We start from the raw sequence: 18,036 nt of genomic DNA on the forward strand, positions 1-18,036 counted from the left end.
TTTATCGACATTTCTATATCGGATCGATATATACATGACGGTAAAGTGATATCCAGATGATGGTTAAGCGATATGGAGATATAGAACACAAGTGCTACCCTGAGCGAAGCTGAAGCCTTCCAGAGTCGAAACAATCTCCAAAACTGATTGAAAATGATGGTTTTATAAACTCTGGGCGTTCATCGGGTGTCCTGGTAGCGACGGAATGAATATCGGCGGGTGATGGCGTAGCAAAATGGTGATTTGAATGGTGGGATTAAACGTTGCTGCCCCGGAGTGATGATTCATCCGGGGCAGCTCGAAGCCGTGTTGGGTATTGTTTCAGCTCTTTCGGCTATATGCAAACGAAATGGTTATCAGGCGGCCTTATATTCCTCGAGGTACTGTTTCAGCTCATTAATCTGCCGGGTGTGGCGGCGGGCGACCAGCCAGATCATTGCGACCGTAAAAATGAGGGACAATGAAAACAGGCCAAGCATCTGCAGGGTAAATAATCCCTCCAGCCCTTTTCCGTAAAAGAAGCGGCCAACTGTCAGCAGTGCCACATAGAATACAATACAGAAAATGATCTCTATCCGGCGGCTTTTTTCAAGTACGTGTAACAGTTGCGTCATTCTTGTCTCCAGGAAGTCGCTTAAGGTAAGATGTAACACCGTTCGGAATTTCAGCCAGTAAAACGCGATGAGCAGTACATAAAAAAACATGCATTTCGCGAAGCCATAAGCTGATCCCGGGTAGGCAAAGCCGTCAGATATAACAGAAAACACCAGAATCATCAGTAGCATGCTGCCCAGCATCATAGTGATAATCTTTTCATATTTCCTTTTCATCACTGATACGAGATCAGTTGTCTTATGTGACAGCAGCTGCTCAATCGCTGCGGGGGCTTTATGTTGCTGGCGGGCAAGTCTGTCATTTTCCTGCTGCCATTTATTTTTAAAATCATCCAGTTCCATAATAATCAGAGTTGTAGTTGTTCTTAATTGTTTTTAAATCATTCCGGTCCAACGACCAAAGGACTATTTCTCAACTGTTTGTCATTCCACCGCTTCCGACACTCAGGATATGACTGTTATTAGCCATTTTTCCATAAGCGGTTTTCCAATAATCAGGACTTAACAGTGTTTAATCGTTTTTAAAGCACTCACTTCCAATGATGAGGGGCATAGCTGTTATAATCAGGGTTGTAGCATTTCCTTCAGTTTCTTCTTTATCCTGTTGATCTTCACACCTACATTAGAGATACTCAGCCCCAGTATTTCAGCTATCTCGCTGTAAGTTTTATCGTCGAGGTAAAGTAACAACAGGGATTTATCAAACTTATTCAGTCTGCTGATGGCCTGTTGCAATTCCGGGGCGTATTGCACATCGATTCGCTGTGGCGGCGGCTCTGCATAGTTGTCACTGTCAACGCCCAACGGACGAAAAACGGGCGTCGTCCGGCTTCTCCTGAAGCGGGTGATCGCTGTGTTCAGCGAGATGCGATACAACCATGTACTGACTTTGGACTGCCGGTTAAAGGCCGGCCACGCCTTCCAGAGTTGCAATACGATCTCCTGGAACAAGTCTTCGGCATCGGCAGGTGTTGTGCAATGCATGCGACAGACCTTCGCGATAATGCCCTGGTGTTCATTGATTGTTTGTAGAAATTCTTTTTCCAAGGTGTGCGCTTTATATGATTAGTCGCTGCAACGCCCCAAAAATTACAGGCCTGCTGGATCTATTGTTGGGATAACTACTTTACGTATCCTGCTCAGTGACCTTATTCCACCGTGTGTCTGTGGCGAGTTCAAACAGATATCTGGCAGAGGTTCTTACGGAATACATGCCATTAAATATACGCAATGCGGGCATGATATTTTCCAGCCTCAGCCCCAGCAGGAGATGCTTGTCTCGCTGCTCCTCTACCAGGCATCCGGACCGGGATCGGGTACATTGCCGGTGATGCCGCTCCTTTTGTCAGTAAGCGCTCTGCCAATTCACATGCATTTAGCAAATAACATTTGAATATCTTTGCGGGTGAAAATATACCTATGAAACAATTTTTACTATCTATGCTGCTGCTGACAGCTACCCCAGCTGCGGCACAATTAAGCGGCAATGTTGAATATAACCTCTGGAGAGTGCAGCAAGGCGATACCCTTACCATATTTTCCGATAAGGCATATATCAGGCAGTCCCCTTCGCCACAGGCGCCGATTGTAGATTCACTTATTACCGGCAGTTCGGTCATAGCGGCTAAACTGACTGAAACCGAACTGACACTAAGAGGTATGACAACTCCGTGGTGGCAGGTACGTTATAAAGCAGGCGGTAAACAGAAAGAAGGATATCTCTGGCTGGGACTGACTGCGCTGGGCCAATATACAAAAGATAGTGTACAGCTGTTATACGGTATCGAAAAAGTGATCCCCGGGGCTAGCAAAGAAGATGATCCTAAATATGTTGTGGTGCTGAAGGCACTCAATACTTCCCTCCATTCGACTGATAAGAAAGAGACTGCCCATAACGTATCAAATAAGAAAGAAACATCCCATCATTCAGCGGATAAAAAAGAAACATCCCATCATTTACTGGATAAGAAAGAGCTGACCGTTCCCGGCGGACAATTCGCTATTTCCACGGAAGGAAAACTGCTGGGGAATATGGGACTTGATAAGTTAACTGCGATCCTGCGTTTGTGTTTTAGTGGTGAAGCCTGTGGCATACCTACGGACTATTACTACTACGGCTGGACCGGCAACAAGTTCCTGGTGCTACCTCAGAAGTCGAATGTTTTTGATGCGGGCGCTATCAGCCATGATGAGGTGTTGTTGTTCCCTAAAGAACCCGGCGGCCAGGCAGGAAAGATCATTAAAGTGATTAAGGATGAGGAGTTTGGCGAAGATGGTGAAAAAGTGGTAAAGAGTACGACTAACCGTGAAGTGTTCATATGGGATGGAGCTAAGGCGATAAAGAAATAGTGGTCCGTCACGGTGGGCCTGGTTCATTTTTGATGATAGGTAATGTTACATTGGAGGTAATTCGTAAATTCCGGTAAAAAAATGCGACTTATTTCCTGTCTGACCCTTTTTCTTGTTCTCCCTCTTTTCTTTGGGACCGCCAATGCCCAGACTGCTACCGATTCTGTGAAGGCAGCGGTTAACAATCTCTTTACCGCCATGCGCCATGCAGACAGCGCGGCATTGATAAAGTGTTTTGCTCCAGGCGGCACGCTACAGACTGTCGTGAAAGACAAGCAAGGCGTCGTGAGCGTCCGTACAGAACCTATCAGCGGCTTTGCTTCCAGCATCGGGCAGTTGCCAAAAGATGCGGCGGATGAGCGTATTACCTTTGACGTTGTAAAAGTAGACGGAGACCTGGCCATTGCCTGGACGCCTTATCAGTTTTATTTCCAGCAGCAGTTATTACATTGTGGTGTGAACTCATTTCAGCTGGTCAGGTTGGCTGAAGGATGGAAGATCCAGTATATCATTGACACCCGACGGAAGAACGGCTGCCAATGATGTGAGTGATGTTAAATGCGATCTTTACTTTGGGAGGGACAGAATAACGGTCAGTCAAAGTGATGTAGATCGGCAATTGCTACGAGCTGTAAATTACGCTGATATAACCAGGTCATTCGCAGTACGAGGCGATGGGCAGCTTCAGCGATAAGATTTACTTATTCGGCCCTTCCAAGCTGATACCATGGTATATTGAGTGCTCCATGATGATAGTAGATGCCGATCTTAGCATCTATTTCAACTTCGTTATATAGCTTGCGACTGACTGATTTCCTTTCACTTTCCGGTTGGTGTGCCCATGGCTCTAAGGTCAGATAGTAGCTGGTGTTCTTCCCCTTACTGATATGTTTATCCGTTACCGTGCTTTCATAATATTCATACCCTCCTTTGTCCAGAATGGCGTTGGTAGTCACCACGAAGCCATAGCCATTGCCCAAAAAGATCAGCACCATAATAGCTGCAGTTGCCATATATGCTTTCCGTTTTTTGTCCAGATACTGGCTGCAAAGCCATAACATTACAGTTAATGCTACTGCAATACCAATGGCCAGCAGCCATACTTTGCTGTAATTGATAATATAAATAGGCCTGGTCTGCAATACCTGAACAATCACTACGAATAATGGTATCATGAACATAGTCGGTAATGGGCTTTCCTTACTGCTATCCAGCTGTACCAGTCCCTTATGCCTGAGCAGCAACAGCAAGGACAATGGTACGCAACAAAACAGCGCCAGGCAATACCAGCCGACATACAGGAAGCAAAGTACGCAAAGTACTACTGTAACACCAGTAAGCGCATATGTTTCTGTTTTCGCCTGCTTTAACAGCTTGCGAGCATCCTGGTCCCCTGTATGCCGCATAGCCTTATCAACCACCGCCTGCGCCTCTTCCACATTCAGGTTAAGGTAACGTGCGGCCAGCATATACTCCAGGCGTTCTATGCCCCTGAGCTGATTCGAAGCCGATATTCTTTTGCCTTTCCCCTCATAAGGAATGATGCGCAGGTAGTTTCTCTCTACCGTGTATCCTCTCACGTCGTTAAGCAGAATTTCCCTGTTAACGAGCAGGGACACCTTCCTGATACTGTAATTGTCAAAAATCACCTTTTCATTCATCTGCAGCAAGCCCCACACGATAAAAAATATAGCAACGAGTGAAACTGGCAAAAGAAAGACAGTACCTCCTTTAACAGAAGGCTCAATAAAACAAAGGATTGCCAGGAAGCCGAACACTATCAAAAGGAATCCCAGAAAAATATAACCCGCGATTTTCCATCCACGGGATAACTCAAAAACTTCCATAAGTAAGAGTCTGTCTATTTGTTATCAGGGCGCACCCAGGTTCGCATTTCTGCAAAACTTTCCAGGATATGCCGATAATTCTTGTTACAACGCAATCTATATAGTTTCTCTTAAAACCCAACCTTCCTGATCACCTCCTGCGACGCTTCTTTCGGCACTGCCGCAATCAGCTCATGATTCACCTGCGTCAGTTTAGCCCAGTCTTTTGTCTGAATAGATAAACGACCGTTCACTTCCAGGTCCTTAACCAGTGCATCATCACTGACAGCCCGCCGTTTGGAGACCAGCTCCTTAAAAGTATTCACCAGGAACTCCGGTTCCCGCCATAACATGACCAGCAACAGGGAGCGGAGCGCTTCCGACTTCTCCATCGTTCTCGTTGGACCGGGCGATGCCAGGAATAGCTCTTCATCTTTAATGATATCATAGAAATGCTGCTGGTCCTGATCCTTACCCGTAGCTGTCAGCTGCTGATGACAGGCTGTTTTAACTTTAAAGTAATAAGCGCGCACTTCGTTTAAGCGCTTCTCTTTAGTAGCCAGGTCCATGGCCTGGGCCAGTTTCCTCTTTTTGTCTTCCAGCTGATATCGTTTGTCGGTCACATCATCATCTGCCAACACGCGGGCCTCTTCTTTAATGTTGTCCATGTCTCTTTTGAGGTCAGCCAACTGCTTGCTGACTGTATAATTCTCCTGCCTGTTTGTTTCGAATATTTCGTTTTCCAGTTTACCAGCCAGGATGCCGATATCCATTTTCAACACATCTACCGGTGTATGCCTTTCCTGTGGCGTGAAGGTCTCTTTGAACTCCTGGTCGGCCATTTGCAGGTAGGCAGTAACGGTCAGATCCCGCGATTCTGAAATGTTAAAGGTCAGTTCAATGTCTGAGCCTTTCAGCACTTCCCTTTGCAGTTTATCGCCTGCTATTTCAAGATAGCCAAGGCTTTTATTGGCTTCAGGCAGTGCATAATGCGGTCCTTCCAGCACATTGATCCTGATACATTCTCCATTGGTGGCCGAGATGGTTTTATTCAGCACACGCGTCATGCCTTTGCGGGAAGGCAGCACGTTATTCTTCTGAAATACCGGCAGGAGCTTCGTTTCGCCGGGATGATCATCATCGTCTATTTCCAGGCAGATATCTTCCGGAATAGGTTGTCCGCTGATGCCGTAACCACTGTCAATACCAATGATGCCAGTGCCGGTATCAATGATCTTATTCTCCTGATCGTAGATGGTGAGCCTGAAAAAGTTATAGACGTTCTGTACCAGGGGCAGGTATTCACTGATACGCTCAGAAAGCTTTTTAACGCCGGTATCAAAACCGCCGTCTTCACGTGTGATCCTGTAAGAGAGTTGGGAAGTATCGCCGGCTACTTTCGCCAGGAACAGTTCTTCTTTCTCGCGGGACGTTTTAGGATAAGTCACCTTGATGGCAACGGGACTATTGAAGGCAGCTGCATCAGCTCCTGACAGCAGATTCGGTTTACCCGAAGCATAATATGCGGCGCCGGTAGCTACCGCGGTGATAGGGTCTATTTCACAATTCACGGCTATCTGCAGCACTTCTTCCACCCGCTGACGTACATAAGGTATGAAGGTAGAGCCTCCTACCATCAACACGAACTGAAGGTCTTTTGCAGCGAGCCGGTTCCGGGTGATGATCTGCTGTACCATACGGATCGTATCATCCACATAAGCGTTGATCAGTTCATTGAAAGCAGCACGGGTGATGGTATATTCAAAGTCTACTGCTGTATTGTTCTCGTCTGTCAGTCCGTCAATAACTATCACAGTGCTGGTTTTCGAAGACAATACGATCTTTGCCTCTTCTGCCTGTTGCAGCAGCACAAAGTAGTTCGCATTATATTTTCCCTTCGCGCTCTTCATTTCCTGTTCAAGCTCCCGGAACTGATAACGTGCTGCAATAGCAGGGATCAGTAATTTTTCTACAATAAGATTGTCAAAGTCGGTGCCTCCCAGGAAGTTATCGCCTTCGTGATCCATGACCTTCATCTCCCCTTCCTTCACACGGATCAAGGCCACATCGAACGTACCGCCGCCAAGATCGTATACCAGCCACTGACCATCCGGAAGGTCGGTATCCTTTTTCATATTTGCATAGGCAAGACTGGCTGCAATTGGTTCCTGCAGCAACAGCACCTGCCGGAAGCCGGCCAGCGAAGCCGCCTCTTTGGTGGCATTGGCCTGTATGGTATCGAAAGACGCAGGTATTGTAATAACACCTGCCTCGGGATATTCCCACTGAGGCAGGAATGTACGCAGTTCCTTCAGGATAATGGCGGATAATTCAATGGGCGTTTTAGCACTCCCGATGCTTTTAATATCGTAACGCTCTGAAGTGCCCATTTTCCGTTTAAAGCGGCCTATCACGCTTTGCGGGTCTTTCTCCAGCCATTCTTTCGCTTTCCTGCCGGCGATGATCCTGTTGTCGTGAAAAGCTACAACTGAGGGCAGCGTATAGCTACCCGGATCAGCGGGGTTATGAAACAACTGCACTTTACCATCGGTAAATTTTGCAATGGCGGAATTGGTCGTTCCAAGGTCTATACCGAAATTGATCATTTGCTCCATTACTGATTGTTTTTAGCTTTTACTACCACCACTGCCTTTTGTACGATGAAACTGGCGGTTCCGCTCTGCAGGCGGATGATGGGTTTTATAACTTCCGTGATCTGTAAGTTGTCCGTGCTTTCACCCGCTATACTGGCTTCACAGTCTGTACGGGTAATGTTATAATCTTCCCCGATAGGGTTATGATAAACAAATCCCGTTGTATCGTTACTGCCTTGTATGCCCAGTCCCTGTTCCATGACCTCTTTCAGCTTGTTCACGTTTCGCTGGATGGAATTAGGTTCCTGCAACACAGACAACTTCTTCTCTATCTCAAACACCTGGTTCAGGATGTCCAGGTAGGCCTTCGTAACTTTTATAGGGTCGGTCATTGGTTTAATAATTTGTGAGAAGTATATGGATACTATGCCGGAAACGTAGCGGCTAGGAACAGGCTTTGATCAATATGAGGAATACGATGATACCCAATACGATGTACCCTATTTCACTTGATTTTGCCGTGTTGTCAGCATTGTGACCACCGACAACTGGCGGCCTGTCCTGACTGAAGATCTGAAACTTTGCATTTGACAACAGCTCCAGTGTTTCCGCCTCCAGGCCCTGGATGCGTTCCGCCATCTCGATATAACTTATAGCGGCTTCCTTATTGCCGTGATGCTTCCAGATATTCCCTCCTAATGCACTCAGTTTTATAGCCAGACGATACTTGATAGACTTATACTTCCCGTCCAATGCACTGATAGCTGCTATGTCGATGTGTTTGTCCACCCATATTTTCACTCCTCCCACATGTGTCTGCGGATTGGCTGATGCATCAACGATCTGGGTCAATAACCTGATCAGCTCCAGGTATTGGTTCACAATGGGATCTTCGCCTTTCTCCGCTTTCATCTCCTGTTCAATATTCAACAGCACTTCATAATCTTTCACGATCGTTTCTTTCGCCACCCCATCGATCTTCAGCAACAGTATATCCTGATGCAATTGTTTGGCAACAGCCAGATTGGCTCTCGTATTATTGATCTCTACGGAAAGGTTCCGCAAGGCAACCGCCATCCTGTTCCGGACCTCCTGAAAATAAGAGGGTAGCGTGTTCAGGCGCTCTTTGTCCATCAATATTGTAGCATGTGCTACGACAGCGTTTATATCTATTTCCTTCGTTGTATCCTTCACTTCATCCGTAAGAGCCACGACATCTTCTACCTGCCTGACCAGGGCATTCCACAGGGTCTTGCAGGATGCTTCCGTATCATCCGGAGTGATAACCGGATCAATTGCGGTCAGCTGGCCCAATGAGCCATCATTCCGCTGCCAGGCTTTCCATAATGTACTATCATAAGCCGAAGCGAAATAAGGGCTTATAAAACGCACAAATTCAGGCAGTTTGTAAATGCTCTCATGCCGGAAGGCGGTAAAGAAGCTTTCATCCCCCTTGAGGAGGAATTTGCTCAGCGCTGCATGGTTGGCGATGAAATGATAAAACTCCAGCTTATCGCGCTGCTCCAGCTCGTCGATCGCACGTTCGCAGTCAGTACGGGTCAGTTGTTGTCCGTGATAATCGAAAAAGCCATCGTCAGAGAGGTCTATCTCAGCCAGAACGGCCTTTTTAGCTCGTTTGATAACGGTGTCGTCAATGGTGGTAAGGTCAGTGGCAGCCAGGTTAAGGATCTCGACTGGATTAATAAATTGCGTCATAGTGTATTGTCCGGTAAGGGGGATACAGGGATTATATAAAGTATAAAAATATTAATATATTCGATATTCAACGGGAATAATTTGTGCCCGTAGGGTTAACACACTGATCCTCAATCTGTCATTTCAAGTACCCCCATAGGTGATCACAACTGGCGAGGTCTTTTAGGGAACGATCCTCAGTCTGTCTTCAATATGCTAATCTCCCAAAGATAGTCACGATGGTTCGGGCTATACGAGGAATGATCCTCAATCAGCCTTCAACATTCTCATCACGTCCCAGAGATGCTCACAGCTGTCCAAGTCTTTTACCGGGGAAAGACCCAGTATATCTTTCCGGATCTGATTAAGGATGCTCAGACCAGGCAGCGAACCATCAGGCCAGGCAACCAGACAGGCCAGGGCCGTCTTCAACACCGTAGCTTTCACCCGCATGCTATAGGGAGAATACCGTGCCGGATGTAAATGGACGTATTTCGCGGGTTCTGTACCAGGTAAGAGTACCCAGCGGGAAGTATCAGAAAGTGTGATCCCGACATATCCGCTATTGTCTTTCAGCCATTCCAGGTAAGTGGTTTCATCAGTAATGCCAGCTTTCCGCACTTTAGCTGCCACTTCCCCGAAAAGAGCTGGTATGTCCAGCAGGCCGTAATAAATATCCATCTGTGAATTGCCCAGCACTTTCACGCTATTGGGAAGGGTATCCAATGTCATATTGGCCAGTTCCCGGTGGATGTATCCACGGTGGTGCTTTAGTGCATTAAAGAGGATATTGGAGGCGTTCATCAACGATAGATAATCAGGCTATATATAAAACGAAAAAACGCCACAAAATATGTGACGTTCTTCCGAATATACAAACAAATGTACATTTATCGCCAACCGCCCCCGAGGGAACGGTAAAGATCTACCACTGCATACAGCTGATCTCTTTTGAGATTGCTGATCTCCAGCTCACTTTGTAATACGTTACTTTGTGCTACAATTACTTCCAGGTAGGTAGCTTTGCCGCTTTCAAACAGCTGATTTGCATTGTGTACTGCCTGTTGTAATGTCTGCACTTTATTGGACGCAATATCATATTGCGATTTCAGTTTCTCTATTTTCACCAGTGCATCTGACACCTCTCCTACTGCATCCAGCACATTCTGCCGGAAGCGGATCACAGACTGTTCTCTTTCGATCTTCGCTACTTCAAACTGTGTCTTCAGCTCCTTACGTGCAAACAGGGGCTGTGTAATACCCGCTGTTGCGAGTCCGAAGAGGGACGATGGGATCTGGAACCACTCACTGAACTTCACGGCATTGATACCACCCTGAGCGGTGATCGTGAGCGAAGGATACATCCTTGCCTTGGTCACACCTACTTTGGCATTAGCCATTGTCAGTGCCAGCTCACTGCTTCTTACATCCGGGCGTCGGCTCAGCATATCAGAAGGAATACCGGTCGACAGCTTTTCGGTCAGCGGATAGTCATTCAGTTTTGTATGCCTTTCTATTGCTGCAGGCAATTCACCTGACAGGATACGCAGTGCATTTTCCTGTACTGCCATATTCTGTTCTATCTGGGGGATCAGCTGTGCGGCTGTCAGCTGTTGTGCTTCTGCCTGTTGTACTGCTACCAGTGTTACCTGTCCGGCGTCATACTGCAAACGGATAATGCGCAGTGTGCTGTCGTTCAGTTTCAGATTACGCTGTGCTACTGCCATCTGTTCATCCAGCATCAGCAGGTTGTAATACGCTTTTGATACGGTAGTCACGAGGTCTGTCTGCAACAGTTTCTTCGATTCTTCCGTTTGCAGATAAGCGGCTAAAGCCGACTTTTTCTGGTTACGGATCTTACCCCAGATATCTGCCTCCCATGAAAACTGCAGGTTAGCGTTATAATCTTCCAGGTGTTGTGTGCCGAGGAAGTTACTCAGACTGATACCGTTCAAACTATTGTCTGAAGGCCTGGTGGTACCTGCTGTTACGTTCAATGTAGCAGTGGGTACGTTGAGCAGTTTCGCCTGCCTTAACTGCAGCTTCGCAGTTTCGATGTTCAGCAGGGCGATCTGCATATCATAATTCTTACGAATGGCGTTGTCTATCAGGCCTTTCAGGGTAGCGTCCGTAAAGAAGTTCTCCCAGGGAAGACTTGCGATGCTGGCCGTGTCTGTCGTCTGAACACTGTTCCTGAACGCAGCAGGCAGTTCCGGCTGCGGGGTCGCTGTATCTTTGGACACTTTACATGCTTCCAACAATCCAATCGCCAATAACCCTATTAAAAAATACTTATTTATCTGTGTGCTCATACTAATTCCGGTTTAGCGGCTTGCGCCTTTTCATTGTTAACAACGGCAGGTGATTTGCCAGTGATCTTCTCCTGGAGGAACTGGAATATCACAAACAACACAGGAATCACGAATAATCCCAGCACTACTCCGCTCACCATACCTCCTGCTGCACCAATACTGATGGAGTGGTTACCGATAGCAGAAGGACCGTTGTCGCTCATCATTGGTATCAGACCTACCACGAATGCCAATGATGTCATGAGGATAGGACGTAACCTCAGTCTGGCTGCTTCAATCGCTGCAAATACCAGGTTCTTGCCTGCACGTCTTCTCTGGCTGGCATATTCCACGATCAGGATGGCGTTCTTCGCCAGCAACCCGATCAGCATTACCAGGGCTACCTGTACATAGATATTGTTAGAGATATCAGTGTAACGGATAGACAGGAACACACCGAGGATACCGGTAGGAATAGACAGGATCACCGCGAGTGGCAGAATGTAGCTTTCATACTGCGCTGCAAGCAGGAAGTATACGAACAACAGACAGAGTGAGAAGATGATCACTGATTGTCCGCTGGAAGAGATCTCTTCCCTTGTCATACCGGAGAATTCATAAGAATAACCGGATGGCAGGTACTGTGCTGCTACTTCTTCTACGGCCTTGATCGCGTCACCAGAGCTGAAGCCTGGTTTGGAGATCACGTTCAGACTGATGGAGTTGAACAGGTTGTAACGGGAAGTATTTTCCGGACCAAACACACGTTTCAGATTTACCAGCGATTTCACCGGTACCATTTCATTCAGCCTGTTCTTCACGAAGATACCGTCCATAGATGTTGGCGCGGCACGCTCGTCTTTTTCTGCCTGCAGCATTACCCTGTAGTATTTACCAAAACGGTTGAAATCAGCCGCCTGTGTACTACCGAAATAAGCGCCCATCGTCTGCAAGATGTCTTTCACATTCACACTCAGCTGCTCCGCTTTTTCTGCGTCTACTTCAATTTCATACTGCGGATAATCAGCGCGGAAAGTGGTGAATGCAAACGCTATTTCCGGACGTTTCATCAACTCTCCAATGAAGCCGTAAGCAATACCGGAGAATTTTTCCAGCTTTCCACTGGTCTTGTCCTGCAGCACCATATCCAATGCATCTACGTTACTGAAACCAGGCACTGTAGGGAATGTGAAGACGAAGAAAGTTGCGTCCTGGATGGTAGCGAGTTTTCCTCTTACCTGGTCCATGATGGCGTTAATGTCTTTCACTTCTCCCCTTTCCTTTGCATCCTTCAGCAGGATGAAAGCCACACCGGCGTTAGGGCTGGAAGCGGAAGTGAGTATGTTGAAACCGGACAATCCCATCAGTGTTCTTTTAGATGGCAAATCGTTCAGTACAGATTCCATCTGTTTGATCACAGCGGTAGTTCTATCCAGGGAAGCACCCGGCTGCATAGACATAGAGATGGCGATGAAACCCTGGTCTTCAGAAGGAATGAAGCCGGTAGGTGTTTTTCTTACCAGGTAAACGGTAGAAACGATCACTACTACAAGTCCCACAATGCTCACCCATTTGTGACGGATGAGGAAGCGGAGGCTGTCAATATATTTACGTGTGAGACGATCGAAGCCGGTGTTGAAGCCTGCAAAGAATTTCTCTTTGAAGGTCAGCTTGTGGCTCTTGTCGTGCGGATCATGACCATGATTGCCTTCTTTCAGGAACAATGCTGCCAGCGCGGGACTTAAAGTCAAGGCGTTCACCGCAGATATCACGATCGCAATAGCCAGTGTGAAAGCGAACTGACGGTAGAACACACCGGTAGAACCTTCCATGAAACCTACGGGCAGGAACACGGCAGACATTACCAGCGTAATGGATACGATAGCGCCGCTGATCTCACTCATTGCAGAAATGGTCGCTTCTCTTGGCCCCATGTGTTTCTTCTCCATTTTCGAGTGCACCGCTTCGACGACGACGATGGCGTCATCCACCACGATACCGATGGCCAGTACCAACGCAAACAGTGTCAGCAGGTTGATGGAGAAGCCCAGCAGGGAGATGAAGAAGAAAGTACCGATAATAGCCACTGGCACGGCAATGGCCGGGATAAGCGTAGAGCGGAAGTCCTGCAGGAAGATGAATACCACAATGAACACCAGGATAAATGCTTCAATGAGCGTATGTTTTACCTGTTCGATAGACAGGTCCAATGTATCCTTGGTATTATAGAGGATCAGGTGTTTCACTCCTTTCGGGAAATCCTTGGATAATTTATCCATCAGTTTCATGATGGCGATCTGGATCTCGTTGGAGTTGGAACCTGCCAGCTGGAAGGAGGCGATATTGATACCAGGCTTACCGTTCACACGGGTATAGTTACCATATGTGTAGGCGCCAAATTCAACCCTGGCCACATCTTTCAGGCGCAGCATAGAACCGTCGCCGTTAGACCTGATCACGATGTTCTCATAGTCTTCCGGTTTGGTCAGTTTACCTTTATATTTTATCACATATTCGAAAGACTCAGTGCTGCTTTCACCGAATTTACCGGGAGCAGCTTCAAGGCTTTTATCCTGGATAGCAGCTGTGACCTCTCTTGGTGTCAGGTTGTAAGCGGCCATCTGTTTAGGATTCAGCCAGATCCTCATGGAGTAGTCTTTGTTACCACCGAAGATGAGGGCCTGACCTACGCCGGGAATCCTCTTAATTTCCGGAATGATATTGATCTGTGCGTAGTTGGCCAGGAATGTCTGATCGTATACTTTAGGATCTTCGGAATACATATCTACCACCATCAGCAAACTATTCTGCTGTTTGGCGGTGGTCACACCCGCCTGTACCACTTCAGCAGGCAACTGCGCGGTAGCCTGAGCCACCCTGTTTTGTACGTTTACAGCCGCCTGGTCGGGGTCTGTACCGAGTTTAAAGAATACAGTGATCACCAGTGAACCATCATTGCTCGCGGTAGAGGTCATGTAGATCATGTTCTCCACGCCGTTTATAGATTCCTCCAGTGAAGGTGCTACCGAACGCAGGATGGTTTCCGCATTGGCGCCCGGGTATAATGCGGTTACCTGCACTGCCGGAGGGGCAATGTCGGGGAACTTCTGCAGGGGCAGCTTCGCGAGACCGAGCACCCCGAGTATAACCATTATGATAGAGATCACCGTTGCGAGAACGGGTCTTTCAATGAATTTCTTAAGCATGTGTTTTTATTTTAGGAGAAAGACAAGCAGCATGTCAGGATCAGATCATCCCTGTGCTACTGGTTTTGCCTTTTCCGGTTTGATTTCTGTACCCTCTTTCAGACGGTCAACTCCTGTTACTACGATTCTGTCACCGGCTTTCACACCGTCTTTTACCAGGTACTGATTACCACTAGTGCCTATAATGGTGATCGCCTGACGGGTGATCTTATTATCTTTACCAACGGTGTATACAAATACCCTGTCCTGTACTTCGATAGTAGCAGCCTGTGGTACCAGCAGGGCATCTTTAAACTGGCGCTGCAGTCTTACTTTACCGGTATTACCTGTACGGATAGTACCTTTCGCGTTAGGGAACACTGCTCTCAGTGTGATAGCGCCGGTATTCTTCTCGAACTGTCCGTCGATCATATCCACTTTACCTTGCTGTTCGTAGATGTGATTGTCGGCCAGTACCAGTGTTGCGGGTGGCAGGTTCTTCAGCTTTTCTTCCAGCGTAGTGCCGGCATAGTTATCTTTAAAAGTGAAGAAATCGCTTTCGCTCAGGGAGAAGTATGCATAGATTTCGTGTACATCTGAGAGTTTGGTCAGCGGCTCAGGATCGTTCAGAGAGATCAGCGCGCCGGCCTTTTTAGGTATTCTGCCGATATATCCGCTTACAGGAGCGGTAATGTTCGTATAACCGAGGTTGATAGATGCGGCTGCTACCAGTGCTTTAGCCTGCTCAACGTTAGCGGTGGCCACTTCGTATGCGGTTTTCGCTGTACGCAGTTGGATATCAGATACTACTTTGTTGGCTACCAGCGGCGTTACTTTATCTACTTCCAGCTGTGCATTGAGTACGGCTGCTTCGGCTGCGTGCAGGGAAGCTTTCGCATTGTTCAGCTGCTCACGGTAACGGTGCTCGTCAATTTTAAATAATGGCTGACCAGCTTTTACGTAAGCGCCTTCATCTACATATACTTTTTCCAGGTAGCCGTCTACCTGTGAACGGATCTCTACGTTTACCTTTCCTTCGAGTGATGCTGTATAATCGTTCTCTGTGTTGGCGTCTGCGGCACCAATCGTCACAACTTCCGCCGGCACAGCGGTAGGGGCTTCATTATGGGCAGACGAAGACTTACAGCTGTATAACCCTGAAAGGATTATTCCTACGAGCAAGCTCCAAATTAATACGTCTTTTTTCATGATCTATTGATTGTGTGTAATTGACAAAGAGATTCCCTGTTCGCATAATAGTATGCAAATCAGACATGAACAGTAAATGCAATGCAAGACCGTAATCCATGCCCGGAAGGCACTGATCACAGTGTGTTGTTGTTGAAGGTAAAGCGAGCGACTAAGGTGTGATTATGAGACCATCACCTGAACAGAACTAACCCACGAAGGGTTGGCATTCTCAATTATTTATAATTATCCTACATCGTTAACGGATATTTCTGAAATGAGCGTTCCAAAATTACACAAAAAAAATCTTCAAATCCAACTCAATTTCTCAAATGTTTTTTCGTATAAGCAGCCATTTCTTTTATCAAGCTGGCGTCTTTAAACTGAATAAATGATTGTTTCCAACCGCAAAAGCCGTTAAAGATAATATGGGCAAGAACTGCAGGGTTCTTATCTTCAGTGATCTCTCCCTGTTCTTTTGCCCTTTGTAGTAAATCGGTAAAAAGGCCGATCGTTCTGTCACTTGTTGTTTTAATAATACGGCGAACTTCTTCATCGTCGCCTGCCAGTTCGAAGGAGGACTTCATTCCCATACAGCACTTACAATCGTAGATTGTACCTGTAACATAGACATCAATAATCTTTTCCAGCGTTTCAAGGGGTGTTAAGTCCTTCAGTTTCAGAACTGATTCAAAATCCTGGGCTGCGAGGTATCCATAAGTTCTCAGGCACTCCAGGAAGAGGTTATGTTTGTCGCCAAACGAGTTATACAAACTACTCCTGTTGATCTGCATAGCATCCACCAGGTCCTGCATGGAAGTGGCATTGTAGCCCTTCTCCCAGAACACGTCCAGTGCTTTCGCTATTTTTTCTTCAGGAATGAATTCTTTATCTCTAGCCATAACGAGGACAAAGTTATATTCTGAAACGCTCGTTTCAAAATAAATTTTCTCTATACCCCATTATGGCCAGATTTATAATGTTATAATCTTACGGAAAAACCCACGTTGATCGAGTAGTCAGCGAAGGCGGCATCTCCGTTCACTTTGTTGGTGGGGGTGCTTCTTTCCTTATCGGTAACGCTCTGGGGCCTTACCCGGCGCAGGGCGATAGGTACCCCCAGGTAGAGGCTGCTCTTCTTCATGGTATAAGAAATAGTCGGCTCCAGGGACAGTACATATCCTGGTCTGCGGAAGCCGCCGCTCCCTCCTACCAGGTCATTCACCGGAATGCCTTCTATTCTTGCCCCCAGCGAAGCGGAGATACTGCGCACCATATAACTAACCCCTGCCCTGGCCATATACTGGTCAGGCACACTGCAGATCGCCTCATTGGCAAGCGCCGGTGTGAGGGTTTCCCTGTAGGTACGGGTGCCGTTCTGCTCTCTGGGATTGATCAGATAATAAAAATTACCATATACGCCGAAATGAGAGGAGAAATACTGGTAGGCGTTCAATTCAACCGTAAGGCCGGTACCGCCATCGCCCAGTTGTATGGACTGGTCCACGGTGCGGAGCTCTTTGGTGCCGTTTGGGCCTACATTATACCAATAATCTTTGTAGTCGTAGTCGCCGGTGGCAAACTTAATACCCAGTCCTGCCTGGATATTCCCCTTTTTATGCTTCTCAGGGTCCAGCAGCCAGCGATAAACGGCCATCCTGATATCTCCCAGGCCATAGGAATGCATACTGTGACGCTGGTTGTAGTTGTTGGTGCCGTTTACCAGACCATGTTCATACAGGGAAGACCTGGCGTTGATCAGCAATGGTACATCTATCATTATGCTCCAGTGCTTGTCCAGCAAACGGGTGAGGCTGAAGTCAATGGCCGTCTGATGGTTGATCACTTCTGTACCATTGAGCACTCTTTCCTTTTGCTCGTCGGAACCCCTGAAGTGTTTATAGGACTTAAAATACCTTGCTCCTGTGTTAAAGATCCATTTATCGGTCCGGGTCTGCTGTTCCATTTCAGGGTGACTAAGCATACAGGACGGAGCTCCTGTGCTGCGTATAGCAACACAGCCCTGCGCTTTTGACTGGTAGGAAATACATGCAAAGACCGCTGACAAGAAGACGGTTGATAAAATTCTGTTCATGCTGTTACTGTTCTATTTTTAATAAGAGAAAGACGTGATTTCATTGTTCAATAGTTACGTCCAGCTTACGTTCAATTGTCCACCCCATGACTGCATTTTAAGGTATAGCGCTCTTTAATACCGATTGTAATAACTCTAACGTATGATATTGGCTGATAATGTGATCTATATGTACGAAATATAGGCATTATTCGGGAAT

General features: G+C 47.0%; 14 protein-coding genes. 2 read left to right on the forward strand and 12 right to left on the reverse strand.

From position 1 onward, the window contains the following. Positions 1-356: 356 nt before the first annotated feature. Positions 357-956, reverse strand: coding sequence for a hypothetical protein (locus L3C95_RS31510; protein ID WP_236394578.1), 600 nt, complete (start codon positions 954-956; stop codon positions 357-359). A 222-nt stretch (positions 957-1,178) separates the two neighbouring features. Then, positions 1,179-1,661, reverse strand: coding sequence for an RNA polymerase sigma factor (locus tag L3C95_RS31515; protein ID WP_236394580.1), 483 nt, complete (start codon positions 1,659-1,661; stop codon positions 1,179-1,181). A 372-nt stretch (positions 1,662-2,033) separates the two neighbouring features. On the opposite strand from L3C95_RS31515, the gene L3C95_RS31520 reads away from it, so the two are divergent. Both L3C95_RS31520 and L3C95_RS31525 read left to right on the forward strand, forming a co-directional pair. Further along, complete coding sequence (locus L3C95_RS31520) at positions 2,034-2,963, forward strand: hypothetical protein (protein ID WP_236394582.1); 930 nt, start codon at positions 2,034-2,036, stop codon at positions 2,961-2,963. Between the two features lie 81 nt (positions 2,964-3,044). Further along, a complete protein-coding gene (locus tag L3C95_RS31525) occupies positions 3,045-3,506 on the forward strand; it encodes a nuclear transport factor 2 family protein (protein ID WP_236394584.1) in 462 nt (153 codons plus the stop codon). Between the two features lie 158 nt (positions 3,507-3,664). Here L3C95_RS31525 and L3C95_RS31530 read toward each other — a convergent pair whose 3' ends face one another. The 10 genes from L3C95_RS31530 to L3C95_RS31575 form a co-directional block, all read right to left on the reverse strand. Next, positions 3,665-4,810 carry a hypothetical protein gene (locus tag L3C95_RS31530; RefSeq protein WP_236394586.1) on the reverse strand — a complete coding sequence of 382 codons (1,146 nt, stop codon included), beginning with the start codon at positions 4,808-4,810 and terminating at the stop codon, positions 3,665-3,667. Between the two features lie 110 nt (positions 4,811-4,920). Then, positions 4,921-7,404 (reverse strand): Hsp70 family protein, encoded by a 2,484-nt coding sequence (locus L3C95_RS31535; protein WP_236394588.1) that lies wholly within the window; start codon positions 7,402-7,404, stop codon positions 4,921-4,923. After that, positions 7,404-7,775, reverse strand: coding sequence for a hypothetical protein (locus tag L3C95_RS31540; protein WP_236394590.1), 372 nt, complete (start codon positions 7,773-7,775; stop codon positions 7,404-7,406). The genes L3C95_RS31535 and L3C95_RS31540 overlap by 1 nt, the downstream gene beginning before the upstream one ends. A gap of 52 nt (positions 7,776-7,827) precedes the next feature. After that, complete coding sequence (locus tag L3C95_RS31545; RefSeq protein WP_236394592.1) at positions 7,828-9,099, reverse strand: hypothetical protein; 1,272 nt, start codon at positions 9,097-9,099, stop codon at positions 7,828-7,830. 246 nt (positions 9,100-9,345) lie between these two features. Further along, complete coding sequence (locus L3C95_RS31550) at positions 9,346-9,882, reverse strand: hypothetical protein (protein ID WP_236394594.1); 537 nt, start codon at positions 9,880-9,882, stop codon at positions 9,346-9,348. A gap of 86 nt (positions 9,883-9,968) precedes the next feature. Continuing rightward, entirely contained in the window at positions 9,969-11,390 is a 1,422-nt protein-coding gene (locus L3C95_RS31555) for an efflux transporter outer membrane subunit (protein ID WP_236394596.1), read from the reverse strand. Continuing rightward, positions 11,387-14,575 (reverse strand): efflux RND transporter permease subunit, encoded by a 3,189-nt coding sequence (locus L3C95_RS31560; RefSeq protein WP_236394598.1) that lies wholly within the window; start codon positions 14,573-14,575, stop codon positions 11,387-11,389. The genes L3C95_RS31555 and L3C95_RS31560 overlap by 4 nt, the downstream gene beginning before the upstream one ends. 45 nt (positions 14,576-14,620) lie before the next feature. Beyond that, a complete protein-coding gene (locus L3C95_RS31565; protein ID WP_236394600.1) occupies positions 14,621-15,763 on the reverse strand; it encodes an efflux RND transporter periplasmic adaptor subunit in 1,143 nt (380 codons plus the stop codon). Positions 15,764-16,062: 299 nt separating this feature from the next. Beyond that, complete coding sequence (locus L3C95_RS31570) at positions 16,063-16,644, reverse strand: TetR/AcrR family transcriptional regulator (RefSeq protein WP_236394602.1); 582 nt, start codon at positions 16,642-16,644, stop codon at positions 16,063-16,065. An 80-nt stretch (positions 16,645-16,724) separates the two neighbouring features. Next, on the reverse strand, positions 16,725-17,837 hold the full coding sequence (locus L3C95_RS31575) for a hypothetical protein (RefSeq protein ID WP_236394604.1): 1,113 nt from the start codon (positions 17,835-17,837) through the stop codon (positions 16,725-16,727). Between the last annotated feature and the right edge of the window lie 199 nt (positions 17,838-18,036).

The sequence above is a fragment of the Chitinophaga filiformis genome, assembly GCF_021646545.1.
In the GTDB taxonomy this organism is placed as follows: Bacteria; Bacteroidota; Bacteroidia; order Chitinophagales; family Chitinophagaceae; genus Chitinophaga; species Chitinophaga filiformis_A.